Genomic DNA, 24,515 nt, shown 5'->3' with positions numbered 1-24,515 from the left:
CCGGCTCAGGCCGGCCGTTTCAAGCCCAGATGGTCGCGCAGCGTCAGGCCTTCATAGTCCTGGCGGAACAGACCGCGCCGCTGCAGTTCCGGCACCACCAGCGTGGCGAAGGCATCGAGCTCGCCCGGGAAATAAGACGGCATCACGTTGAAGCCGTCGGCGGCACCACCCTCGAACCGCGCCTGCAACTCGTCGGCGACCTGCGCCGCCGTGCCGACAATGCGCCAATGGCCGCGCGCGCCGGCGAAATGGCGGGCAAGCTGGCGGATGGAGAGGCCGTTACGGCGCGATTGCTCGACGACCAGTGCCTGCCGGCTCTTCATGCCCTCGCTCTCCGGCAGTTCGGGCAGCGGTCCGTCGATCGGATAGCGTCCGAGATCGGAGATGCTGAGATAGCTGGAGAGCAGCGCCACGCCGACATCGTCGGGAATGAGCTCCTGCAATTCCTCATGCTTCTCGCGGGCCTCGGCCTCGGTTTGCGCCACCACGGGCGAGACGCCGGGCATGATCTTGATGTCGTCGGGCTCACGCCCGTAGGTCGCCATGCGTCCCTTGAGATCGTCGTAGAAGGCCTTGGCTTCCTCGAAGGTCTGCGCCGCCGTGAACACCACGTCGGCGGTACGGGCGGCAAGATCGCGGCCGACATCCGAGGCGCCGGCCTGGACCATGACCGGCGCGCCCTGCGGCGAACGCGGCAGGTCGAGTGGGTCGCGCACCGAAAAGCTGTGGCCATCATGGCCTGAAGCCTTGCCGTGCCAAAGAGCGGTGACGACCTCGGCGAATTCGCGCGCTCGTTCATAACGATCGGCATGGGGCTTGAGACCTGTCGCGCCGAAATTGGCGGCTTCGATCGGACTTGCCGAAGTGACGAGGTTCCAGCCGGCGCGGCCGCCGCTCAGATGGTCGAGCGACAGAAACGTCCGCGCCAGGCCGTAGGGCTCATTGTAGCTCGTCGAGGCGGTGGAGACGAGGCCGATGCGGCTGGTCTGGACAGCCAGCGCCGACAACAGGCTGATCGGCTCGAAGCCGATCGAGCGCGACGTCTGGCTGGCGATGCCGATATTAGCCTCGCGCAGCCCGGCTGCGTCCTCGCAGAAGATCATATCGAACTTGGCCGCTTCCGCCGTGCGCGCCAGCTGGATGTAATGGCCGATGTCGATGCCGGCCGTGACATGGGACTTCGGATGGCGCCATGCGGCGATGTGGTGGCCTGTTGCCCACAGGAAGGCGCCGAGCTTCATCTGCGCCGTCATTGCTCACCTCCGCCGGCCAATCCGAGATGCGAGCGTAACGTTGTCCCGCGATAGGTCTCTCGAAACAGGCCGCGGCGCCGCAACTCCGGCGCGACACGATTGATGAAATCGTCGAATACCGAAAGCTGTGACAACTGGATGATGAATCCGTCGCAGCTTTTTGCACGAAATTGGGTTTCCAGCCTATCGGCCACGGTGGCCGAGCTGTCATCGGGGGCGAGCGAGATATTCGTCAGCACCTTCACAGCGTCCGGATCGCGCCCAGCCGCCGTGGCGCGACGCTTCAGATCGTCATGGCGTACTTTCGCGCTCTCGACCGACCCGCTGTCCAGCAAGATGACATCGGCGGTGCGGGCCGCAATATCCAGGTCAGGCTCCGACAGACCGGAGAACACCAGCACCGGCGTATCCTGCGGCGAACGCGCGACGTTCAGCGGCCCGCGCACGGAGAAGAACTCACCCTTGTGGTCGAGCAGGTGCATTTTCCCGGGATCGTGGAAGCGTCCGCCGGTCTTGTCGAACAGCAGCGCATCCGCGTCCCAGCCCTGCCACAGGCCTTGGACGATGCCGATATATTCCTCGCCGCGGCGGCGAAAGTCGGTGTCGGAAAATCCTTCCGGCCGGCTGAAATTGGCGGCCTCGCGAGGGCTCCGCGCCATCGTCGCGTTCCAGCCGGCGCGGCCATGGCTGATAATGTCGAGCGAAGCGAAACGGCGTGCCAGATTGTAGGGCTGGTGGGCGACTGTCGAGGCCGCCGCGACCAGCCCGATCCGGCTCGTCACCGTTGCCAGCGCGGCGAGTAAAGTCGTTGCTTCGAAGGGCATCGGATTGTTCACTGTACCGCTGTCGGAAGCCGGGGCGCAATCGGCAAGCAGCACCATGTCGAGCACGGCCGCTTCGGCTTGCTGCACAAACCGGACAAGGCGGCGGAATTCCGGTTCACCCGTCAGGTCGGAAGTCCCCGGCAGCAGCGAAACGGCAAGATGCATTGTGGCGCCGTTGTCCATCGATGGTTCCTGCGAGACGAAATGGAGCCGGGACTATGTTCGCCGCCCGCAGCGATGGCAACCGCCGGCGCTGGTCCAACTGCCGCTCACTTGCCGGCCAGCAAGTGGGTTCCAGTCAGCCATCATTTGCCGGCAAGAATGTCGTTGATCAGCCGCTGGCAGCGCTCGGCCATGAAATCCAGCAGCAGCCGCACTTTCGGGTCCTGCAGCTTCTTGTGTGGATAGACCGCGGCGAACTGTACCGGCGTCGGTGGCGTATTGGCCAGGATCACCTTCAGCCGCCGGTCGCGGATGAACGGTTCGACCTCGAAGCGCGGCTTGTTGATGATGCCGCGCCCCGACAGCGCCCACCCGGTCAGCACGTCGCCGTCATCCGTGTCGTAAGGTCCGTGCACCTCGAATTTCTGGGGCCCGGTGGGCGTTTGCAAGGTCCAGACATATTCGCGCGCGCCGGAATAGCGCAGCATAAGGCAGTCGTGCTTTCGTCCGATCAGTTCCTGCGGCTCCACGGGCTCGCCGCGCGCTTCCAGATATTTCGGCGCCGCCACCAGCACGCGCTCGCATTCCATGATGCCGCGCATCCGAAGGCTGGAATCCTCGATGATGCCAAGCCGGAAGGCGACATCGATGCCTTCCTTCATGATGTCGACATTGTGGTCCGACAGCCTCAGCCGCACCTCGATATCGGGATATTTATCGTGGAAATCGGGAATGCCAGAGGCGACGAGCCGCCGGCCGAGGCCAAGCGGCGCGGTCACGCGGATTGTGCCGCGCGGCTGGCCGGAAAGGGCCGAGACGGCGGCCTCGGCCTCGGTGATAGCCTCCAGCACCTGCTTGGCGCCGGCATAAAACACCGTGCCATGCTCGGTCGGCATCAATTGCCGCGTCGTGCGGTTGAACAGCCGCACCCCCAGATGCTTCTCCAACTCCTTGATGCGGTTGGAGGCGACCGCCGGCGAAATGCGCATGTCGCGGCCCGCCGCCGACAGATTGCCGAGTTCGACGACGCGGACGAAGACGGCGATGTTGTCGAGATAGGCCATGCGGAGCACCTTCGCCGGTTTGCAGCGATCAGCCTAGCGCATGACCCCGAAAAATCGGAATCGATTTTCGGAAAGGATCATGCGCCAGATCAAAGTGCTACAGCGTCCTTTGCGCGTCCAAGAGGACGCGCGGCGCTGTAGTATTTTCCATTTTTTTTTGAAAGTCATCGTACACCTCGCCTCTTTCCGTTTGCGCGCCACACCGTAAAGTCACCCAATCGGCAGGGACGACTTCAATGATGGATTTCGCGATTTTCTGGGACTGGCTGAGCTTCGCCGTGCGGTGGCTGCATGTCATCACCGGCATCGCCTGGATCGGCTCGTCTTTCTATTTCGTCGCGCTCGATCTCGGCCTGCGGCAGCGTCCCGGCATGCCTGTAGGCGCCTTCGGCGAGGAATGGCAGGTGCATGGCGGCGGCTTCTACCACATCCAGAAGTATCTGGTGGCGCCGGCCGAGATGCCCGAGCATCTGACGTGGTTCAAATGGGAATCCTACGCCACCTGGCTGTCCGGTTTCGCCATGCTGTGCGTGGTCTACTATGCCGGGGCCGATCTGTTCCTGATCGATCCCAATGTGCTGCCGATGTCGGTGCCGGTCGGCATCCTTTTGTCCATGGCCACGATCGGCGTCGGCTGGGTGGTCTATGATCTGTTGTGCCGCTCACCGCTTGGCAAAAGCGACACCGGCCTGATGCTGGTGCTCTACTGCGTGCTGGTGTTCATCGCCTGGGGGCTGACCCACCTGTTCACCGGGCGCGCCGCCTTCCTGCATCTGGGCGCCATCACCGCCACGATCATGTCGGCCAATGTCTTCATGGTCATCATTCCCAACCAGAAGATCGTCGTTGCCGACCTCATCGCCGGCCGCAAGCCCGATCCGAAATACGGCAAGATCGCCAAGCAGCGTTCGCTTCACAACAATTATCTGACGCTGCCCGTCCTGTTCCTGATGCTGTCGAACCACTATCCGCTGGCATTCGGCACGCAGTTCAATTGGGTCATCGCCTCGCTGGTGTTCATCATCGGCGTGCTGATCCGGCATTATTTCAACACCGTGCACAAGCGTGCCGGCAATCCGCACTGGACGTGGCTGGGCGCCCTTGTCCTGTTCATCATCATCATCTGGCTGTCGACCGTGCCGAAGGTGTTGACCGGCGAACCGAAGGCGTCCGCTTCGGCGGAAGTCTATATCGCCTCGGCGCATTTCCCGGCCGTGCGCGACACCGTGCTCGGCCGCTGCTCGATGTGCCATGCTCAGGAACCGGTCTATGAAGGCATCTATCACGCGCCCAAGGGCGTGATGCTTGATACCGACGCCAACATAGCCAACCACGCCCGCGAGATCTATCTGCAGGCCGGCCGCAGCCACGCCATGCCGCCCGCCAATGTCTCGCGGATATCAGACAAGGAACGGGCGTTGCTGGTGGCCTGGTTCGAAGGCGCAGGGAAATAGGCATGACCTCGACACTTCTGCGCGGCCGCACGCTGTCCTTCGTGCGCTGGCCGCGGACCATCGATGACCATTCGGCCTGGCGTTACGAGGAAGATGGCGGGCTTTTGATCCGTGACGGCAGGATCGTTGCCGCGGGGGCCTACGTGGATGTCGAAAAACAGGCCGGTGAGGGGGTCAAAAAAATCGACCACCGGCCGCACCTTTTGTTGCCGGGCTTCATCGACACGCATGTGCATTTCCCACAGATGCAGATCATCGCGTCCTATGGCGCCGAACTGCTCGACTGGCTGAACACTTACACCTTCCCGGAAGAGACGAAATTCGCCAACGCCCAGCATGGCCGTCGCATAGCGCGCCTGTTCCTCGACGAAATGGTCCGCCACGGCACGACGACGGTGGTCGCCTATTGTTCGGTGCACAAGGCCTCGGCGGAAGCCTTCTTCGCCGAGTCGCATGACCTCAACATGCTCAACATCGCCGGCAAGGTGATGATGGACCGCAATGCACCCGACGGTGTGCTCGACACGCCGCAATCCGGCTATGACGACACCAAGGCGCTGATCACGGAATGGCACGGAAAGGGGCGCCAGCACTATGCCATCACGCCGCGCTTCGCGATCACCTCCTCGCCGGAGCAGATGGAGATGGCCGGAGCGCTCTGCCGCGAGCATCCCGACTTGCACATGCAGACGCACCTGTCCGAAAACCACGCCGAGATCGCCTTCACCCAGGAACTCTACCCCTGGTCGCGCGACTACACCGATGTCTACGAGCACTACGGGCTGCTAGGCCGGAAAAGCCTGTTCGGCCACTGCATCCATCTGTCGGAGCGTGAGGCGGACGCGCTTTCGGACAGTGGCTCGGTGGCGGTGTTCTGCCCAACCTCGAACCTGTTCCTCGGTTCCGGCCTGTTCGATTATCAGCGCTACCGCACGCGTGACAAAGCCCTCCGGATCGCCGCCGCGACCGATGTCGGCGGCGGCACCAACTACTCCATGCTGCGCACCATGGACGAGGGCTACAAGGTGATCGCCCTGCACGGCGAGAAGCTCAACCCGTTCCAGTCCTTCTGGCAGATCACGCGCGGCAATGCCGAGGCACTGTCGGTGGCCGACAGGATCGGCACGCTGGACGAAGGCACCGACGCCGACATCGTCGTGCTCGACGCCAAGGCGACGCCGGCGATGCGGCTCAGGATGGAAACGGCGCAGACGCTGGCGCAGGAACTGTTTCTGCTGCAGACGCTGGGCGACGACCGCGCCGTGCGCGAGGTCTATGTCGCAGGGCGGGCGGCCAAGAGCGATCTGGCGAATTAGAGCGCCAAGTGCGTTCATTACTTGACCCCGCGGCAGCCATCGGTCAAAGCGTGCGGCGAAGTTGACAGGGGAACGACATGGCCGTTGCTGACGACATCGCACTGATCAAGCGACAGGAAGAGACCCTGGTCTTTCCCGCCTTCGACGAGGCCGTCGCCTTCAAGATCGGCTCGGCCATCCGCGATCGTGCAATCGCTGAAAACCTACCTATCATCGTCGAAATCAGGCTGTGGGACCGGCCGCTCTTCTATGCCGCGATGCCAGGTTCGAACGCTTCCAATCCTGACTGGGCGCGGCGCAAGATCAATGTCGTCAGGCGTTTCCTCAGAAGCACCTATCGAATGGTGCTGGAACAGCAGCGCCCCGACCGCACCTTCAAGGTCGGCGAGGGCCTCGACATCTCGGACTATGTGCTCGCTGGCGGCGGCTTTCCGATCACCGTCAAGGGCGCCGGCGTCATTGGCGTGATTGCGGTGTCCGGTCTGCCGGAGCGCGAGGATCACGGCGTTGTGGTCGATGCGCTGTGCGACCATCTCGGTATCGACAAGCGTGGGCTTGCATTGCCTTCGGAATCCGAATGACCGTGTTCGATCCCAAGGCCTTTCTCACTTCCATCTTCGAAGCCGCGGTCGCCGCCGCCGATCCGGAGCGGACCATTCGGGACCATCTGCCGGCGAAGCCCAAAGGCCGCACCATCGTCATCGGCGCTGGCAAGGGCTCGGCGCAGATGGCGGCGGCCTTTGAGAAAGTCTGGGATGGCCCGATCGAAGGGCTGGTCGTTACCCGCTACGGCTACGGCGCCAAATGCGAGCGCATCGAGATCATCGAGGCGGCGCATCCGGTGCCGGACGCCGCCGGCCTCGAAGCCTCGCGGCGCCTGCTTGCAAAGGTCCAGGGGCTGACCGCGGACGATCTGGTCGTGGCGCTGATTTCCGGCGGCGGCTCGGCGCTGCTGCCGTCACCGGCCGGGGGCCTGACGCTGGCCGACGAGATCGCCGTCAACGAGGCGCTGCTCGCCTCCGGGGCGCCGATCGCGGCGATGAACACCATCCGCAAGCATGTCTCGACCATCAAGGGCGGCCGGCTGGCCGCCGCCGCAGGGCCGGCCAAGGTGGTGTCGCTGGTTGTCTCCGACATTCCTGGCGACAATCCGGCCCTTGTCGCCTCCGGGCCGACCGTGCCGGATACCGGCGGCCGTCAAGACGCGCTGGCGTCGATATCGGCCTATGGCATTAACCTGCCGGCCTCGGTGATGGCGCATATCAAATCGCCGGCGGCCGATGCGCCGGATCCCGGCGATAGGCGCTTTTCACGCAATGAGGTTCACTTGATCGCCTCGGCTGGCGTGTCGCTGGACGCGGCGGCAGTGGAAGCGAAGCGTCAAGGCGTCGAAGCTGTCATCCTCTCCGACGCCATCGAGGGCGAAGCGCGTGAGGTTGGTGGAGTTCATGCCGCGATCGCGCGCGAAGTCGCGACGCGCGACCGGCCTTTCCGGAAGCCGGTGCTGATCCTGTCCGGCGGCGAAACCACGGTGACACTGCGCGCCAAGGGAAAGGGCGGACGCAATTCCGAATTCCTGCTCGCCTTCGCCATCGGCATCAACGGCGTGGAGGGCATTCACGCCCTGGCAGCCGACACCGACGGTATCGACGGCTCTGAAAACAATGCCGGGGCCTTCGCCGACGGCTCGACCGTGTCGCGCATGCGCGCGACCGGTGTCGACGCCAAGGCGATGCTGGCCGGCAACAATGCCTGGACGGCGTTCAATGCGGTTGGCGACCTGTTCGTGCCTGGGCCGACCGGCACGAACGTGAATGATTTGAGGGCGATTCTGATCCGGTAAATCGACTGCGACAAACGAAGCTTACAGTGTTGGATTGACGACGACCGTTGGCGATTGGCCGAAGCTTTTCAACTTCGTCATCCTAGTCTAGGGCGAAGCAGCCGCGCAGCAGCGTCGCGGAGACCCTGGGATCCATTCCATAACCTTGGTCGTGGGTGCAACGCAGCAGAATTCTGCACCGCAGCGGCGCCTTGAAGTCGCGGCATGGATCCCGGGGTCTGCGCCGCGTCGCTTCGCTCCTTGCTTCGCCCCAGGATGACGATGGAGGGAGACGTTTCGGCTAACCTCCAACGATATGTGACGCTCCAGCGCAAGCACTATCCGACTTGCCTGCTGCGCCAAGTTCCGCACGAAACACCGGTTCAGGCGGCCATCAGCCGCTTCACCTGCCTCATATCGGCCAAAAACCGGTCCCTCTCCGCCTCCTTCTCCGCTGGTTCATGGATGCGCAGGATGAAGGACGGGTGGATGGTGATGAAGACCCGCAAGCCGTCCTCGCGTTCGATGACCTGGCCGCGCATTTTTGTCACCGGGATCGCCTTGCCGAGCAATGACAGTGCAGCCGTTGCGCCGAGCGCCACGGCAAGCTCCGGCTTGATCAGCGCGAATTCCCTGTCGATCCACCAGCGGCAAGCCTGCACCTCGCCGGCATTCGGCTTGGAATGGATGCGGCGCTTGCCACGTGGCTCGAATTTGAAATGTTTCACCGCATTGGTGACGTAGACTTTCTGGCGATCGACGCCCGCATCGTCCAATATCGAATCGAACACCTTGCCGGCCGGCCCGACGAAAGGTTTGCCGGCGAGGTCCTCCTGGTCGCCGGGCTGTTCGCCGACGAAGATGACCTTGGCCTTATCAGGCCCCTCGCCGAACACGGTCTGCGTGGCGTCGCGCCAGAGCGGGCAGCGGCGGCAGCCTTTCGCGGCCTCGCGCAACCCTGAAATGCTGCTGGCGTCGTCATCTTCCGGCGTCTGCGTTGGTTCACGCTTCGGCCAATGCTTTGCCTGCACCTTGGCGTGATGCGGCGCGGGCGTCGTCGGCATTCTGGCAATCATCTCCTTGGCGGCCTTGTCCGCTCCTGCGATCAGGTCTGGAATGAGCGAGGCCTCGGGAAGGTTCCGCCAATATTTCTTCGGCATCTCCTTCTGCATGGCTTTCACCTTCAGCCGTGCCGGATTGAAGATGTTCTCGAAATAGGTGCGCCACAGCGCCTCGGTATCGTCCTGAGGCGGGGCATCGGCCTTGGCGGCGCCCGGCCCGATCGCCAGCCTTTTGCCATCCCAGTCTGCCGAGGCGTGGGGCGTCAGGATCGTCCAGCGCATGCCGGTGAAGCGCCTGACGAAGAAATCCGCGTTGCGCTCGACGATGAAATGATCGGGCTCGAACCAGGCGACGTAGCGCTCCTCGTCGCCGTCGCCGATCTTCCGGAAGCGGACGAAGGCATGCATCTTGTGGCTGTCGCGCCGCACAGCCTTTTCCATGGCTTCGAGCCGCCTGGTATCGGGATCCGATGCGATCGACAGCAGCTTCGGCTCCGTGCGCAATCGCCAAAGCATCCGGTAAAGAAGGGCGAACCGGCCGGGATCGGAATGGCAGAAGGCGGTTTCGGCACGCGCGATGAAGTCGCGTGGCACGACCAGCTGGGTACCCGCAGGAACGGTCGGCAAGTCTGTCTGGCCCTGTTCCGAGTTGGATACGACATGCCAGCTGATGTCTTCGGGCCGGACCTCGTTCAACGCCAGCCGCCGTGTCGCGTCGCGCCAGCCGGCAAAATCAGTCTCGCTGTCGAGCCGCACACTATACCGGGCCAGGTTGAACTCGGCCGGCCGCATGGTCAAAACAGCGCCAGTTGTTCGCAAGGTTGCACGATCTTGCCGCGCAAGCCCAGCTTGTCGGTGAGCGCTCCGGGTGACCAGCCCTCGGCGATGATGAACGGCCTGAGCTTGGCGATCGACTGGCAAATCCGCCCGACATCCTCGAGCCGCATGCGCCGGTGGCGCCGGGTTTCCAGGATTTTCGCCACCACCTTGGTGCCGAGACCGGGGACCCGCAGCAGCGCTTCGCGGTCGGCGCGGTTGATGTCGACTGGGAACCGCCCCCGGTTGCGCAGTGCCCAGGCGAGCTTTGGATCGATGGTGAGATCGAGCATGCCGTCGCTGGAGCCGGCCAGGATTTCCGGTTGTGAGAAGCCGTAGAACCGCATCAGCCAGTCGGCCTGGTAAAGCCGATGCTCACGCATCAATGGGGGCTTCTGCAAGGGCAGGGACGACGATGAATCCGGGATCGGACTGAAGGCCGAATAATAGACGCGCCGCAGATGATAACTGCCATAGAGCCGGGCGCTGGTATGCAATATGCCGTCGTCGGACGTCTTGTCGGCGCCGACGATCATCTGCGTCGACTGGCCCCCGGGAGCAAAGCGTTCGCGCTTTTTGGTCCGAAGTGTCGGCTCGGCTTTCTCCTCCATCTTCTGGCGCAACTTCGCCATGGAAAGGCGGATCGTTTCCGGCTTCTTTTCCGGTGCCAGCCTCTTCACGCCCTCGTCGGTCGGCAGCTCCACATTGATAGACAGCCGGTCGGCATAGAGGCCGGCCTTCTCGACCAGTTCCGCCGAGCTCTCCGGAATCGTTTTCAGATGGATATAGCCTGAAAATTTCTCTTCCAGCCGCAGCCGCCGCGCCACCTCCACCATCTCGCCCATGGTCTCATCGGGCGAGCGGATGACGCCTGACGACAGGAACAGGCCCTCGATATAGTTGCGCCGGTAGAAATCCATGGTGAGCGTCACCACTTCGTCGATGCTGAAGCGGGCGCGCCGTACATTCGAGGACGAACGGTTGATGCAATAGCTGCAATCGTAGATGCAGAAATTGGTGAGCAGGATTTTCAAGAGTGAAATGCAGCGCCCGTCCGGCGCGTAGGAATGGCAGATACCCATCCCCTCCGTGGAGCCGATGCCGCCGGACGTCAGCGAATCCTTTTTCGCCGAGCCGGAAGAGGCGCAGGAAGCGTCATATTTGGCGGCGTCGGACAGGATCGCAAGTTTTTCACGAACAGGGAGTGCGCTCATTTGTTCATGATATGTTCTGCAGAGGCAGTAGGCTACCTCATTTGATGCAGGCGGCGAAAAAGTGATCGCCGCTCGATCCTCAGCCATCAGACCTCGTGCAGGTAGAGATGATAGTCCAGTTCGCTGACCGTGCGCGCCACGCGCAGATATTCGGATTGCTTGATTGCAACGAAGGTGCGGTGCAGGTCCTCGCCGAGCGCGCCTTTCAGGAAGCTGGAGGCCTTGGCCGCTTCGATCGCCGCGCGCCAGTCCGCCGGCATCGTCGTGCGGGTGACGGCCGCCTCATAGCCGTTTCCAGTCGTTTCGGGACCGGGATCGAGTCCTTCGTCGATACCTTTGATGATGCCTGCGAGCACGGTTGCGGCGATCAGGTAAGGATTGGCGTCGACGCCGGACGGCCGGTGCTCGATGCGCCGGTTCCTGGCGTCGCCAGCCGGCACGCGCAGCGCCACCGAGCGGTTGTTGACGCCCCAGGTCGGCGCCACCGGCGCGTAGGATTGCGAGACGAAACGCCGCCAGGAATTGGCGTGCGGCGCAAACACCAGCATCGATTCGGCCATCGTCTGGATGAGGCCGCCGAGCCCCTGCAGGAGGGGTAGCGACCAGCTCTCGCCTCCGGCCTCGGCAAACACGTTTCGGCCGGCCTTGTCCTGCAGCGAGACATGGAAATGCATGCCCGAGCCGGCATATTTCTCGATCGGCTTGGCCATGAAACAGGCGGTGACGCCATGGCGGCGCGCTTGCGCCCGCACCAGCCGCTTCAGCATGACCAGATCGTCGGCCGCCCGCATCACGTCCTTGCGGTAGTTTAGCGTCAATTCGTATTGGCCGGGCGCATATTCGGAAATAACCGTCTCGGCCGGAATGCCCTGCGCCTTGGCCGCGGCATAGATGTCCGAGAACAGCGGCTCCATGCCGTGCAGATGGTCGACGGAATAGACTTCCGTCTTGCCGGAGACGCGGCCGTCGAGCACGGCACGCGCCGGCTGTACCTTGCCGTCGGCATCGCGCTCGTTGGCCAGGAGAAAAAATTCGAGTTCGAAGGCACCGGCCGGATAAAGGCCCTTGGCCGCGAGGATATCGACCTGTCGTGCCAGCGCCAGCCGCGGATCCGAAGACATTGGTTGGCCATCGAGGTGGTACATCGCCATAAGCACCTGGCCGCGCGGCGGGCTGGTTCCATAAAGCGGAACCAGCGTGCCGGGGATCGGCCAGGCCCTGAGATCGCCGTCGCCGGTGGTCCAGATCAGCCCGGTTTCGTGCACATCCTCGCCGGTGATGTCGAGCCCGAGGATCGAGATCGGCATGTGCCGGCCGCCCTCGAAAATGCTTTTGAGCTCATGCCGGCGCACGATCTTGCCACGGCCGACGCCATTGGCGTCGGTCAGCACGATATCGAAGGCTTCGATCTCGGGATGGGCGCCGAGAAAGGCTTGCGCCTCGGTGGGCGAGGAGCCCGAAGGCGAGGTCACGATGGCATTGTCCATGGCCGCTTGTCTCATGCCGCAAGCTTTGCCGCAACCGTGCCGAAGGCGGTGATCAGCCGGTTCACCTGGGCGCCTGACGTCGCCGGCGAGATCAGCATCATGTTGTGGAAGGGCGCGATCAGCACGCCGCGATTGACCAGCGCTACATGGATGGCGGCTTCCAGTTCCGGCGCGTGCGCGCCTTCCGCCTCCGCGCCGTTGCGCAACGGGCCGGGTGCGCAGATGAACTCGACGCGGGCGCCGACACGGGCCACATGCCAGGGCAGGCGGTAGCGGTCGATCACCCCGGTCAGCCCGGCATCCAGGCGCCGGGCGAGATGATCCATGCGGTCATAATTCTCCGGCGTCATCACCTCCTCGAGCGTGGCGCGCATGGTGGCGAATTGCAGCGGGTTGGCCGACAGTGTCGTGCCCATGCCGGAATAGCCTGGTTCTTTCGTCCGGTTGTAGTCGGCGTAGCGGGAAGCGACCTCCTCGCTCATGCCCCACACACTTGCCGGCACACCGCCGGCGATGGGCTTGCCCAGCACGAAAAAGTCGGGGTCGAGCCCGTATTTCCTGGTGTAGCCGCCGGGACCGGTCGAGATGGTGTGTGTCTCATCGATCAACAGCAGCGTGCCAGTTTCGCGCGTCAGCCTGCGCAGCGCGTCATGGAAGCCGGGATCGGCCAGCACCATGCAGGAATTGGTCAGCACCGGCTCGGCGATGACGCAGGCGACGTCCCGGTCCTTGAGCGCTGCCTCCAGCGCGGCGACATCATTGAACTCGATGACCTTGGCCGTGCGGGTCAGGTCGCGGAACTCGCCCGCGAGGCCAGGCCGGTTGACGGGCTTGCCGTCGATCAGCCGCACCATCGTCTCGTCGACCGAGCCGTGGTAGCAGCCGTTGAAGACCAGGATTTTTTCCCGGCCAGTCACAGCGCGGGCAACGCGCAGCGCGAAGCGGTTGGCGTCGGTCGCGGTGGTCGCGATCTGCCAGAACGGCAGGCCGAAGCGCTGTTGCAGCAACGGCCCTATGGCAAGCGCGTCTTCCGAAGGCAGCATGTAGGTCAGGCCGCGTCCGGCCTGGCGGCGGATGGCGCGCGCCACCGGCGGCGGCGAATGGCCGAACATCGAACCGGTATCGCCAAGGCAGAAATCGTCCAGCCTGTTGCCGTCTATGTCGGTGATGGTGGCGCCCCTGGCACTGTCGACCAGGATCGGAAACGGCGTCGGCCAGTCGTTCATCCAGTGCATCGGCACGCCGCCGAAGAAACCCGGCAGGCCGTTGCCGACCTTGGCTTGCGATTTCGGCCGCGCCGCGCGGAAGGCCGCGCCCTCGGTTTCGCGCAATTGCGCGATGCGATCCCGGCTGATGCCACCGATGGACGTCGTTGAACTGTCGCTGCTGTGCATGGAAACCCCTCTGGCCAATTCCTCTTGGCCAATCTCCAACCCTCTTAGCCAATCCTCATCCGCAACCGCAATTGGCCGCGTGTCTGTTCTGCATTGGCTCAGCGTCTGGCAGTGCTGCTTGACCGTGCTGTCGAAGTCAGCGCCAATATGAGCGGGAATTGGCATGGGGGCCAAGGATGCGGACGATCATCTGTGTGGCAATGCTTCTGGCGTCGGCCGTCCCGTCCCTCGCCTCGGGCGGCATCTGGTGCAACGTCGACGATCCGGCGGTGACAATCGACGTCGGCGCCGGCGTCACCAGGGGCATGGGCGGCCCGACCTTCAATTTTCGCGGCGATCTCGAAATCAAGGCGAGGCCGCTTGGCGATCATCTGCGCAAGACGGCGTTCGAGGATTCCAACCTGACCCAGTACTGGCTGGACGACAAGGAGCTGCGTCTGAACATCTACCACGAGCACGAGGTGGCGGACACCTTCGATTCAGTCGAACTGACGATCCTGACCAAGGCCAGCGACGAAGGCATCTATGACGGGCAGTACACGCTTGCCGTCTATGACAGCACCGCCGACAAGGACAAGGATGGCAAGACCACGGAGTTGACCGGCAAGGTTTCCTGCGGCGCCGAGTGACCGCCGATGTGAACTATGCCGTGATGTCGATGACGCCGCAGTCGCCAGCGGCACTGCCGAAGGCGATGCGCCGTTCTTCCCTGTCCCACATCATCGAGGTGATGGCGCCCTTGCCTTGCCGGCGCAACAAAACTTCCTTGGCATCGGCGAAACGGGCGGCGATCACCATGCCGTCGTCATAACCGATCGCCACGACATCCTGGGTCGGATGGCAGGCGACGCAGGTCACCATCGTATTGCCGCGTGTGCCGAGTTCCAGCGGCGCCTTGCCCATCGGCCCGTCCTTGCCGGAAAACGGCCAGACGATCGCCGCCGGTGCTCCGGAACTCGCAAGCCATTTGCCTTTGATGCTCCATGACAGGCTTTTGACCTTGCCGGGATAGCCGGTCATGCGCATGTGCTTGCCGTCGGCCAGCTTCCAGCCATGCAGGGCATTCTCCTGCATCGTTGTGACGAGGAAGGCGCCATCGGGCGAGAAGGTGATGCCGGTGTGGGCGCCGGCCCATTCGAGCTCAACCGGCTTGCCCTCGGCGGCCGGAAAATGCAGCGTCGCGCCATTGTAGCGGGCGACACCGAAGCGCATGCCCTTGGGCGAAAACGCCAGACCCTCGACCGAACGCGGATGGGCGAATTCCCTGGTCTTGCCATCGGCGAAGCGCACGAAGGCGGTCTTGCCCGTGGCATAGGCGATGGCGCCCTGCGGCCCGGCGGCGACGCTGGTGATCCACTTTTTTCCGGCGCTGGCCAATTCCCCAACATTGCCGCCCGCGGCAACGGAAAATACCTTGCCGTCCTCGCCGCCGGTGATCAGCCGATCGTTCGCCGCATCGTGGAAGGTGGCGAGCAACCCGTCATTGGCCTGCGTCGTCTTGTGGCCGTTGTCGAGCCGATGGATGGCGCCATCGGCGAGCGCGAAATGCGGCACGTCGCCAAGGAAGACGGCGGCGAGGCAATGGCCTTCTAGATCGAGGGGGGCGACTGTGGGCATGACTATCTTTGTTTCAATGAAAGTGCAGAGGGCGGCTTACTCGACGTTTGCACGTCCGGCAACCATGAGGTCGCGAAGTCGGAACAATAGGCTCTCTCCAATCGCCAATGATGGCGCTGCCCCCTCATTGTCCTGCCGGACATTTCTCCCCGTATAGTGTGGGGAGAAAGACGCTGTCGCGGGTGGTTTCGCCAATCCCCAACGCTGCAGAATAGGTGCCGGCAGGCGGATGAGGGGCGGCACCGGCCGTTGGAGGATACCAGCATTGGCGTCGAACTGTTGCTACCGGTTATTCGGCAACGCTTTGATCGCCCTAAGCAGCTTCGCTAATGCCCTGTCCTCGTGTCAATGAGTTTCGACATCCCTGCCCTTGGCCAATGCTCAAGCCGCCTGGCAGGCATCAAAGCTCTTCTTCAGCCGCTCGGCGTCCAGTTCGCGGCCGATGAAGACCAGCCGGCTCTCATGCTTCTCGCCATCCTTCCAGGCGCGCTGGTGGTCGCCTTCGATGATCATGTGCACGCCCTGGATGACATAGCGCTCGTCATCGCCCTTGAGCGCGATGATGCCTTTCAGCCGCAAGATGTTCGGACCTTCCATCTGGGTGATCTTCTCGATCCATGGGAAGAATTTCTTCGGGTCCATCTCGCCGCCGCGCAACGACACCGACTGCACCGTCACGTCATGGATGTCGGAAGGGTGCGCGTGGTCATGGTGATGATGGTCGTGCCCGTCATGGTCATGATGATCGTGGTCATGGTCGTGGTCATGATGGTGGTCGTCATGCGCCTCGAGGAAATGCGGATCGTTTTCCAGCGCCCGGGACAGGTCGAAGGCGCCGCGGTCGAGCACTTCCGACAGGGCGACGCCGGCGCGCGTTGTGCGGTGGATCCTGGCCGCCGGGTTGATGGCGCGGATCGTCGCCTCGACCTTGGCGAGTTCTTCCGGGGTGACAAGGTCGGTCTTGTTGAGCACGACGACGTCAGCAAAGGCGATCTGGTCCTCGGCCTCCTTGGAATCCTTGAGCCTGAGCGGCAGATGCTTGGCGTCGACCAGCGCCACCACGGCGTCGAGCTTGGTCTTGGAGCGCACGTCGTCGTCCATGAAGAAGGTCTGTGCCACCGGCACCGGATCGGCGAGACCCGTGGTCTCGACCACGATGGCGTCGAAGCGGCCGGGGCGGCGCATCAGGCCTTCAACGACGCGGATCAGGTCGCCACGCACCGTGCAGCAGACACAGCCATTGTTCATCTCGTAGATTTCCTCGTCGGATTCCACGATCAGGTCGTTGTCGATGCCGATTTCGCCGAATTCATTGACGATGACGGCGTAGCGCCTGCCATGGTTCTCCGACAGGATGCGGTTGAGCAGCGTCGTCTTGCCGGCACCGAGATAGCCGGTGAGAACGGTTACGGGGATCTGTGTCTGTGCGTCGCTCATGACTTGCCTCGAAATGACCGGGCCTTGAAAATCCAGGCCGTGAAAAACGGATTGTCGGTCCCATATAGGGTGTGTTCCGGGCTTTTGCACGGGGCAAACCAATGGGCCAAAGCGGCCGGCCGGGAGTATCCATGTGGTTATTGTTGGGGGAAAGCTCCGCGCTCGGCGATGCTGAAAGCCAGGAACGACAAAGGAGGCGTCTTGGCAGGTGCTGTCAATGTAACGTCGTGCCTGGGACGCGGCCGCTGTGAATCCGGTATTTCGGAAACTCGTTTGTCATCTAACTGAAATAAACATCTGGCATCACCACGGCGGACACCGCAATGCTTGCCGGCAAAGCTGTTTGGAGCGCCGGAATCTTTTTGATCGTCGATTGCCAACCGGCCGGCTGCGTCTATGCTCCACGCACCGGTACGGCCGAAGAGGGATGACCATGGCCAAGGCGGACAAGACTGCAACAATGAGCCGGCTGCATTCGGCGGCGAGGCTGGCAAGAACCGCGTTGGCTGCCCGGCTTCTGGCGCACGGCTTCTATGCCGGCCAGGACCAGATCATGCTGGCGCTCGACCGCGAGGATGGCCAGACGCCGGGTAATCTTGCCGGTCGCCTTGGCGTGCGCCCGCCGACCATCACCAAGACCATCAACCGGCTGCAGGCGCAGGGTTTTCTGGAAAAACGCGCGTCGGAAGCCGATGCCCGCCAGGCGCACATCTTTCTCACCGACACCGGCCGAGAAACCATCCGCGCCATCGAGAAGTCGGTGAAGAAGACTGAAAAGCAGGCGCTGAAGGGCCTCGACAAGAAGGATCAGAAGGCCCTGTTCAAGCTGCTTGCCCGCATCGAGGCCAACCTCTCCAATGAGGAATTGGTGCTGATCGACGACGACGCCGAGTCGGACGACTGATCGAAACGGTCAGGCCGCCGCCGGGGCAGAGTCCCGGATCAGCGAGGACCAGCGTCCCGGCGTCATGCCGAACGCCTTCTTGAATTGCCTGTTGAAGTGGCTCTGGTCGGTGAAGCCGGCCTCGACGGCAATCTGCGCCAAGGGTTCGCCGGCAATGATCATCCGCCGCGCGCGCTGAAGCCGGCGCATCACCAGGAAACGATGCGGGCTGGTCGAGAAAGCGGCGCGGAAATGCCGCGACAGGGCATAGCGGTCCAGCCCGGTGATGGCTTCCAGTTCGCCGGAACGCACGGGGCGCGTGACGTTCTCCGTGAGATAGTCTCGCGCCAGTGCGGCGGCCCGCCAGGCCGTCCTGGCCATCGGCTTCGCCGGCTGGCCGGCATGCCGCGCCAGGCTCTGCATCAATTGCGTCAGGAAGTCATCGACAAACAGCTCGTCGAGTTCCTGTTGCAGCGGCCCCAGTGCCGAGAGCAACGTTGCGCAGAAGGCGTCGTCGCTCACGACGGCCTCCCCGAGGAAGGGCAGGGACGCGCCGCCAAGGCAATCCAGCATCAGCGACGGCTCGAGATAGAGCATCCTGTAGCGCAGCCCGTCCTCGGTGCCGGCGCCGCCATCATGCATTTCGTCGGGATGCAGCACGATGATCTGGCCGGGCAGGCTTTGCCGCGCCGCGCCGCGATAGCGAAAGGTCTGCACACCCTGCAGCGTCACCCCGATCGCGTAGGTGTCATGGCGATGCAGGTCGAAGGCACTGCCGTGGAACCGCGCCTCGATCCGCTCCATCCCCGCGGGGTCGGAAGCGGAAATGATGCAGTTCTCAGCCGCATCGGCGCACAAACGTCCAAGACCCTCGAAGGCTTGGCGGTCTAGTTCCAACGCATCGTCTCCTTCAGCCTCGCGGTGGGGGCTCAACCTCGAATGGTCCATTTTCTCATGTTCGATACGAAATTTGCAATCGTCCTGCGGGAAGACCTGCCCGTCTGGCAGAAACTCAACGTCACCGCCTTCCTGGCCAGCGGCATCGTCGCGCAGTTTCCCGACATCATCGGCGAGCCCTATCGCGACCGCGCCGGCAATCTCTACAACCCCCTGTCGATACAGCCGGTCATCGTGCTGTCGGCCGACCAGGCGACGATAAGCGCGATCCAACGGCGCGCGCTGGAACGCGGCGCGACGACGTCGCTCTATGTCGAGGAGATGTTTTCGACCGGATTCGATGCCGCCAACCGCGCCGTCTTCGCCGAGTTCGCGCCCGAGGACGCCAAGGTGGTCGGCGTCGCGCTGCGCGCCGACAAGAAGCTCGTCGACAAGATCACCAAGGGCGCCCGCATGCACGCATAGCAGGGGAAGGCTGAACTGAGCCTGCCGGCTTCTGTTGTTGTGCCAGCCGGTTTTGGCGCAGCAGCCGGCGACAATTGGCTTGCCGGCAAGCCACAATTCCCGCAAAGGTGGGTTCCAGCCCAGCTTTTCCCCGGCCTGCAAGTGAGTGCTTCCCAGAGATATGTCGAAAGCGCGACGCCGCCGGTGGCGATCCTGTGCATGCTTGCCACCTATGTCTTCTTCACCTTCCTCGACACCTCAAGCAAATATCTCGTCCTGGCCGGCGTTTCCGCGCTGATCGTCGCCTGGGTGCGCTTTGCCGTGCATGTCGTGCTGGTCGGCGCACTGCTGCGCGGCTGGCGGCAACCCATGCGGTTTCGTCCGGTCAACCTGCCGGCGCATGTGCTGCGCGGTGTGTTCCTGTTCGGCTCGACCATGTGCAACATCCTGGCGCTCCGCTCCCTGCAACTGGCCGAGACGACGTCGATCTATTTCTTCGGGCCGATGGTGATCACCGCACTTGCCGGCCCGCTGCTTGGCGAATGGGCAGGCTGGCGGCGCTGGCTAGCCATCCTCGCCGCCTTCGCCGGAGTTCTGATCATCACAAGGCCGGGTGTCGGCGTCTTCGGTATCGGGCATCTCTTCGCGCTCGGCTCGATGCTGTCGAACAGCTTCTATGTCATCATGACGCGCCGCATGTCGGCGACCGAGACGTCGGAAAGCCTGATCCTGTTCTCGGCGCTGGCGCCGGCGGTGCTGCTTTTGCCCATGCTGCCGTTCTCATTCTCGCTGCCGCATGATGGCTGGCATTGGTTCGTCCTGCTCATGCTTGGCGTGTTCGGCGGCGTCGGGCACTGGCTGCTGGTGCAGGCCTATCGGCTGGCGACGACCACGGCGCTCGCCCCCTATCCCTACTCGCAGATGGTGTGGATGATCATTTCCGGCTGGATCGTCTTCAAGCAGTTTCCCGACCGCTGGACGCTGGTCGGCGCGGCCATCATCGTTGCCAGCGGCCTCTACATCGTCCATCGCGAGCACCGGCTCCGGCTGCGGAGCCGCGCGGCCTCCGATGTCGAGGCGGAAGCGCTGGCAAAAAAACTTTGATTTGCTCCCGATCGGTGGCATAACGCCGCCTTTAAACAGTTTAGGTCGCAATTCGGGTCGTTCGGGGAGCGCAAGGCGCTGGCACAAAAAATCAAGCTTTCGACGATCGCCGATGCACTCGGCGTGTCCACGGCCACCGTGTCCCTGGCGCTGCGCGACAGCCCGCTGGTTGCCGGCTCCACGCGCGACCGCATCAAGGAACATGCGCGCGCCATCGGTTATATCTACAACCGCCGCGCCGCCAGCCTGCGCACCTCGCGCTCGGGCATTGTCGGTGTCGTCGTGCACGACATCATGAACCCGTTCTTCGCCGAGATATTGCGCTCGATCGAAAGCGAACTCGACCGCAGCCGGCAGACCTTCATCCTGTCCAATCACTACGACCAGCTCGAGAAGCAGCGCACCTTCATCGATACGCTGCTGCAGCTTGGCGCCGACGGCGTCATCATGTCGCCGGCCATCGGCACGCCTGCTTCCGACATCGTGATGGCCGAGGAGAACGGCCTGCCGGCGGTGCTGATCGCGCGCACCGTCGAGGGCGCCGACGTGCCGGTCTTTCGCGGCGACGACGCCTATGGCACCGGGCTTGCCACCAACCATCTGATCTCGCTCGGCCACAAGCGCATCGCCATGATCGGCGGCACCGACCAGACCTCGACCGGCCGCGACCGCTACCAGGGCTATGTCAATGCCATGGAAGCGGCCGGGCTCGAGGTCAGGCCGTCCTGGCGCATCGCCGGCCCGCGCACCAAGCAGGCCGGCTTCGAGGCGGCCGGACAATTCCTGGCGCTGAAGGACAGGCCGACCGCCGCCTGCTGCTGGAACGATCTCGTCGCTATCGGCCTGATGAACGGCATCGCCCGTGCCGGTCTGGTGCCCGGCATCGACATCTCCGTCACCGGCTATGACGATCTGGAGGAGGCTGCGATCGCCACGCCGGCGCTGACCACCGTCTGGAACGGCCAGCGCGAGGTCGGTCGTCGCGCCGCCAGCGCGCTGCTCGACAAGCTCAACGGACAGACGGTGCGGCCCTCGCAGGAATTGATCAAGCCGGAGCTGCATGTGCGCCAGTCGACCGGCAGACCGGTGGAGCGGACATGACCAGGGCCGACCAACTGCAGGCCGTTGCCATCCTGGTACCGGCGGACTTCAGCGACCATGCCGTCCGACGTATCGACCGTACCTTCAAACAGGTGAGGATCGAGCGCGCCGATCCGGCGCTGGTCACCGAGGAGATGCGCCGAACGGTGCGTGGCATTGCCTCCTTTGCCGGCATCAGCGCGGCGATGATGGACGCGCTGCCCAATCTCGAGCTCATCGCTTCCTTCGGCGTCGGCTATGACTCGGTAGATGTCGCCCATGCGGCGGCCAAGAACATCATGGTCACCAACACGCCCGACGTCCTGACCGAGGAGGTCGCCGACACCGCGATCGGGCTGCTGATCAACACGATCCGTGACCTGCCGCGCGCGGAAAACTGGCTGCGTGATGGCAGTTGGGTTCGCAAGGGCAACTATCCGCTGAGCCGGCTGACCTTGCGCGCGCGCCGCGTCGGCATTTTCGGCATGGGCCGCATCGGACGGGCCATAGCCCGGCGGCTGGAGGCGTTCGGACTGCCGGTCGCCTACCACAACCGGCTTCGTGTCGAAGGCCTTTCCTACCAATACCACCCGACTCTGAAAGGCCTTGCCGAAGCGGTCGACACGCTGATTTCGGTGGCGCCCGGCGGTGCTTCGACGCAGAAGGCGGTCAATGCCGAGATCCTGTCGGCGCTTGGCGCCAACGGTGTCTTCGTCAACATCGGCCGCGGCAGCACGGTCGATGAGGCTGCACTGGCGGCGGCCCTTGCCGACGGCACCATTGCTGCAGCCGGGCTCGATGTCTTCGCCGACGAACCGAACGTGCCCAAGGCGCTGCTCGACGCCCCCAACACCTCTCTTTTGCCGCATGTCGGCTCGGCCTCGGAGCACACGCGCCGCGCCATGGCCGATCTGTGCGTCGACAATCTGGTTTCCTGGTTCACCGAACGCCGGGCGCTGACACCGGTGCCGGAGACGGCGCATGTCAAGGATCGCGGCTGAGTGGCAGTTTGCCACACTTATTAACGACAGCTTAACCCTTTGAATTCATTGTTTATCCCGTACGCAAGAATGGATGAATGATGATGAAAGCGCTTTCCGTCTTGATCGCTGCCGCCGCGCTGTTTGGCGGCGTTCAGATGTTTCAAGGCGGCGGTGAAAGCGTTGCCGAAGAAGCCGTGCCATCCAACACCTACAAACTGGTCGCCAATGGCGACGAGGGGGCCTGCGCGGTGACGCGCGGAGCCGCGATTTCGGATGGGCTGTCGTTGTTGACGGTGGCTCCAAATTGCCGCCGGCTCTTGCCGGGCATCGAGCGGGCGAAATTCTGGCGCGACCAGAACGACGGCACGGTCGCCTTCAGCGCTAACGGCATCGATCCGATTGTCGCTTTCAGCGTTGCCGATGGGGACGGCTACGAATCCTACGCGCCCACGCTGCCGCTGCTGTCATTGGCGGTCGACGGTCACTAGCCGGCCAAGGCGTGGTCTTTTTGCAACTTCAGATAGGAAAACATCCATGGGATACCCGGCCGTATTGCGCCGGAACCGAAGCAGTTTAGACTACAACACAGCTTCGGGGTGCTCCTATGAAATCGATTCTGCTCGCTTCAGCCATTCTTGCCGCCCTTCCGGGCAGCGCTTTTGCCGCGGATGCGCTGTCCTCCGGTCCGGCAGTCTATGAATGGAGCGGCCCCTATGTCGGCGTCCAACTGGGCTATGGCTGGGGCGATGTCGATAGCCACGATTCCCAGATAGGCAACGGCTTTTCGGACTGGGCTGACTCGTGGAGCTCCAACGGCGTGCTCGGCGGTATCCATCTTGGCTACAACCAGGCTTACGGTTCGTTCGTTCTTGGCGCTGAAGGCGACATCGAAGCCTCGGGAATGAGTGGCTCCGTCGATTCCGAATTTGCCGGCAATATCAAGACCAAGATCGACGTCCAAGGTTCTTTGCGGGCACGCCTTGGCTATGCGATGGGGCCGGCCCTGTTGTACGCGACTGGCGGTCTCGCGGTTGCTCACTTCAAGACCAAGTACGACGATGGTGGAACGACTGACGACTCGTCCAATACCAAAGCTGGGTGGACCGTGGGCGCCGGTCTCGAATATGCATTCACGCAGAACTGGACGACGCGCGTCGAATATCGCTACAGCGATTTCGGCAAATTCACCGACAATCCAGCGACCGACAGCGGCTTCCTGTACCCCACCGAGGTGAAGACTCAAGCTGTCCGCGTCGGCTTCAGCTACAAGTTCTGATATCGATTGAAGGCGGCGACATTGTCGCCGCCTTTTCTACTCCGCCGCGGCCCGTGCGCCAGCCTTTGCCGCCGCATGCAGGCGCACCGCATCACCGAAAGCGCGGAAGATCTTGGCCGAGTTGCTGTCCGATTTGACCCAGTATTCGGGGTGCCACTGGACGCCGACGGCGAAGGCGCGGGCTCCCTTGACCGAAACCGCTTCGACCGTGCCGTCGGTGGCGACTGCCTCGATCTCAAGCCTCGACCCCAACCGGTCGATCGCTTGCCGGTGCAACGAATTGACCTTGATGTCTCCGGCACCGAACACGCCGGCCAGGCAGCTGCCAGGCTTGATCGAAATGGTCTGGTGCATGGCGAAGCGCTCGTCTTGTTTGTCGCTCGCGGGAGCGCGATGGTCGAGCGAACCCTCGCGCTCCTGGATCTCGGTGCCCAGCGTGCCGCCGAGCGCGACGTTCAGCTCCTGGATGCCACGGCAAATTGCGAGCAGCGGCACTCCCCGCTCGATGGCCCGGCGGATCAGCGGCAGCGTGGTGGCGTCGCGCGCCGGATCATAAGGGCCGTTGGCTTCGCTGGCATCGCCACCGTAGAGCGAGGGGTGCACGTTGGATTTCGAGCCGGTGACCATGACGCCGTCGACGGAGGACAAAAGCTCGTCGAAGTCGAGCCTGTCGCCGAACGATGGCACCAGCAGCGGGAACACGCCCGCACCGGTGATTGCTGCTTCGAGATATTGCTGAGGGGCGGCATGCCAGGTGTAGTTGTCGAACTGACGGACGTCGGTCGATATGGCGACGAGCGGCTGCTGCATTTTGGCTCTGGTTTCCATCTGGCAAGGTAGGTCCTGGCTTCAAAATAGGCGATCCGCTGTGGTTTTTCCATGGCAAGTTTCGGCGTGTCGCATGGGCCACCAAATCCCTTGTTAGAC

23 protein-coding genes are annotated in these 24,515 nt (G+C 63.3%); 12 read left to right on the top strand and 11 right to left on the bottom strand.

Annotated elements, in window-relative coordinates:
- Positions 1 to 5 precede the first annotated feature (5 nt).
- From EB230_RS01855 to EB230_RS01845, 3 genes are all read right to left on the bottom strand, one after another.
- Complete coding sequence (locus EB230_RS01855; protein WP_172371146.1) at positions 6 to 1,253, bottom strand: LLM class flavin-dependent oxidoreductase; 1,248 nt, start codon at positions 1,251 to 1,253, stop codon at positions 6 to 8.
- Positions 1,250 to 2,260 carry an LLM class flavin-dependent oxidoreductase gene (locus EB230_RS01850; RefSeq protein WP_172371144.1) on the bottom strand — a complete coding sequence of 337 codons (1,011 nt, stop codon included), beginning with the start codon at positions 2,258 to 2,260 and terminating at the stop codon, positions 1,250 to 1,252. The genes EB230_RS01855 and EB230_RS01850 overlap by 4 nt, the downstream gene beginning before the upstream one ends.
- A gap of 122 nt (positions 2,261 to 2,382) precedes the next feature.
- A complete protein-coding gene (locus EB230_RS01845) occupies positions 2,383 to 3,303 on the bottom strand; it encodes a LysR family transcriptional regulator (protein WP_140770174.1) in 921 nt (306 codons plus the stop codon).
- Between the two features lie 236 nt (positions 3,304 to 3,539).
- Between EB230_RS01845 and EB230_RS01840 the strand changes: the two genes are divergently transcribed.
- The 4 genes from EB230_RS01840 to EB230_RS01825 all read left to right on the top strand — a co-directional run bounded on the left by EB230_RS01840 (position 3,540) and on the right by EB230_RS01825 (position 7,916).
- On the top strand, positions 3,540 to 4,757 hold the full coding sequence (locus tag EB230_RS01840) for a urate hydroxylase PuuD (protein WP_172371142.1): 1,218 nt from the start codon (positions 3,540 to 3,542) through the stop codon (positions 4,755 to 4,757).
- A 2-nt stretch (positions 4,758 to 4,759) separates the two neighbouring features.
- Positions 4,760 to 6,073 carry a guanine deaminase gene (guaD, locus tag EB230_RS01835; RefSeq protein WP_172371140.1) on the top strand — a complete coding sequence of 438 codons (1,314 nt, stop codon included), beginning with the start codon at positions 4,760 to 4,762 and terminating at the stop codon, positions 6,071 to 6,073.
- Between the two features lie 77 nt (positions 6,074 to 6,150).
- Positions 6,151 to 6,654, top strand: a complete 504-nt coding sequence (locus EB230_RS01830; RefSeq protein ID WP_056569166.1) for a heme-degrading domain-containing protein — start codon at positions 6,151 to 6,153, stop codon at positions 6,652 to 6,654.
- Positions 6,651 to 7,916, top strand: coding sequence for a glycerate kinase (locus EB230_RS01825; RefSeq protein ID WP_056569170.1), 1,266 nt, complete (start codon positions 6,651 to 6,653; stop codon positions 7,914 to 7,916). Before EB230_RS01830 ends, EB230_RS01825 begins: the two co-directional genes overlap by 4 nt.
- Positions 7,917 to 8,278: 362 nt before the next feature.
- Here EB230_RS01825 and EB230_RS01820 read toward each other — a convergent pair whose 3' ends face one another.
- The 4 genes from EB230_RS01820 to EB230_RS01805 all read right to left on the bottom strand — a co-directional run bounded on the left by EB230_RS01820 (position 8,279) and on the right by EB230_RS01805 (position 13,867).
- Positions 8,279 to 9,748, bottom strand: coding sequence for a UdgX family uracil-DNA binding protein (locus tag EB230_RS01820; RefSeq protein WP_056569173.1), 1,470 nt, complete (start codon positions 9,746 to 9,748; stop codon positions 8,279 to 8,281).
- 2 nt (positions 9,749 to 9,750) lie between these two features.
- Positions 9,751 to 10,986 carry a putative DNA modification/repair radical SAM protein gene (locus EB230_RS01815; protein ID WP_056569176.1) on the bottom strand — a complete coding sequence of 412 codons (1,236 nt, stop codon included), beginning with the start codon at positions 10,984 to 10,986 and terminating at the stop codon, positions 9,751 to 9,753.
- Positions 10,987 to 11,072: 86 nt separating this feature from the next.
- Positions 11,073 to 12,473 (bottom strand): glutamine synthetase family protein, encoded by a 1,401-nt coding sequence (locus EB230_RS01810; RefSeq protein WP_172371138.1) that lies wholly within the window; start codon positions 12,471 to 12,473, stop codon positions 11,073 to 11,075.
- A gap of 11 nt (positions 12,474 to 12,484) precedes the next feature.
- Positions 12,485 to 13,867 (bottom strand): aspartate aminotransferase family protein, encoded by a 1,383-nt coding sequence (locus EB230_RS01805; RefSeq protein ID WP_172371136.1) that lies wholly within the window; start codon positions 13,865 to 13,867, stop codon positions 12,485 to 12,487.
- A gap of 176 nt (positions 13,868 to 14,043) precedes the next feature.
- Between EB230_RS01805 and EB230_RS01800 the strand changes: the two genes are divergently transcribed.
- Positions 14,044 to 14,496 (top strand): hypothetical protein, encoded by a 453-nt coding sequence (locus EB230_RS01800; protein ID WP_056569182.1) that lies wholly within the window; start codon positions 14,044 to 14,046, stop codon positions 14,494 to 14,496.
- A 13-nt stretch (positions 14,497 to 14,509) separates the two neighbouring features.
- Here EB230_RS01800 and EB230_RS01795 read toward each other — a convergent pair whose 3' ends face one another.
- Positions 14,510 to 15,484: a WD40 repeat domain-containing protein gene (locus EB230_RS01795; RefSeq protein WP_056569186.1), complete on the bottom strand. Its 975-nt coding sequence runs from the start codon at positions 15,482 to 15,484 to the stop codon at positions 14,510 to 14,512.
- 381 nt (positions 15,485 to 15,865) lie between these two features.
- Positions 15,866 to 16,921, bottom strand: coding sequence for a GTP-binding protein (locus EB230_RS01790; protein WP_056569189.1), 1,056 nt, complete (start codon positions 16,919 to 16,921; stop codon positions 15,866 to 15,868).
- A gap of 433 nt (positions 16,922 to 17,354) precedes the next feature.
- On the opposite strand from EB230_RS01790, the gene EB230_RS01785 reads away from it, so the two are divergent.
- Positions 17,355 to 17,825 carry a MarR family winged helix-turn-helix transcriptional regulator gene (locus EB230_RS01785; protein WP_056569192.1) on the top strand — a complete coding sequence of 157 codons (471 nt, stop codon included), beginning with the start codon at positions 17,355 to 17,357 and terminating at the stop codon, positions 17,823 to 17,825.
- A 9-nt stretch (positions 17,826 to 17,834) separates the two neighbouring features.
- Here the strand turns inward: EB230_RS01785 and EB230_RS01780 are convergent, their stop codons facing one another.
- Entirely contained in the window at positions 17,835 to 18,752 is a 918-nt protein-coding gene (locus tag EB230_RS01780) for an AraC family transcriptional regulator (protein WP_172371134.1), read from the bottom strand.
- A gap of 6 nt (positions 18,753 to 18,758) precedes the next feature.
- Here EB230_RS01780 and EB230_RS01775 point away from each other — a divergent pair, with 6 nt between their 5' ends.
- From EB230_RS01775 to EB230_RS01750, 6 genes are all read left to right on the top strand, one after another.
- A complete protein-coding gene (locus tag EB230_RS01775; RefSeq protein WP_056570333.1) occupies positions 18,759 to 19,166 on the top strand; it encodes a DUF2000 family protein in 408 nt (135 codons plus the stop codon).
- 141 nt (positions 19,167 to 19,307) lie between these two features.
- Entirely contained in the window at positions 19,308 to 20,249 is a 942-nt protein-coding gene (locus EB230_RS01770) for a DMT family transporter (protein WP_081295048.1), read from the top strand.
- 78 nt (positions 20,250 to 20,327) lie between these two features.
- A complete protein-coding gene (locus EB230_RS01765; protein ID WP_172374962.1) occupies positions 20,328 to 21,350 on the top strand; it encodes a LacI family DNA-binding transcriptional regulator in 1,023 nt (340 codons plus the stop codon).
- Positions 21,347 to 22,330 carry a 2-hydroxyacid dehydrogenase gene (locus tag EB230_RS01760; protein WP_056569202.1) on the top strand — a complete coding sequence of 328 codons (984 nt, stop codon included), beginning with the start codon at positions 21,347 to 21,349 and terminating at the stop codon, positions 22,328 to 22,330. The genes EB230_RS01765 and EB230_RS01760 overlap by 4 nt, the downstream gene beginning before the upstream one ends.
- A gap of 83 nt (positions 22,331 to 22,413) precedes the next feature.
- Entirely contained in the window at positions 22,414 to 22,800 is a 387-nt protein-coding gene (locus EB230_RS01755; protein WP_056570337.1) for a hypothetical protein, read from the top strand.
- A 116-nt stretch (positions 22,801 to 22,916) separates the two neighbouring features.
- Positions 22,917 to 23,588: an outer membrane protein gene (locus EB230_RS01750; RefSeq protein ID WP_056569204.1), complete on the top strand. Its 672-nt coding sequence runs from the start codon at positions 22,917 to 22,919 to the stop codon at positions 23,586 to 23,588.
- A gap of 36 nt (positions 23,589 to 23,624) precedes the next feature.
- Here the strand turns inward: EB230_RS01750 and EB230_RS01745 are convergent, their stop codons facing one another.
- Positions 23,625 to 24,398 (bottom strand): gamma-glutamyl-gamma-aminobutyrate hydrolase family protein, encoded by a 774-nt coding sequence (locus EB230_RS01745; protein WP_056570339.1) that lies wholly within the window; start codon positions 24,396 to 24,398, stop codon positions 23,625 to 23,627.
- Positions 24,399 to 24,515: the final 117 nt, after the last annotated feature.

The sequence above is a fragment of the Mesorhizobium sp. NZP2234 genome (genome assembly GCF_013170765.1).
In the GTDB taxonomy this organism is placed as follows: domain Bacteria; phylum Pseudomonadota; class Alphaproteobacteria; order Rhizobiales; family Rhizobiaceae; genus Mesorhizobium; species Mesorhizobium loti_D.
The sequence above is the reverse complement of the archived record's forward strand: the minus strand, read 5'-3'. Positions and strand labels throughout refer to the sequence as shown.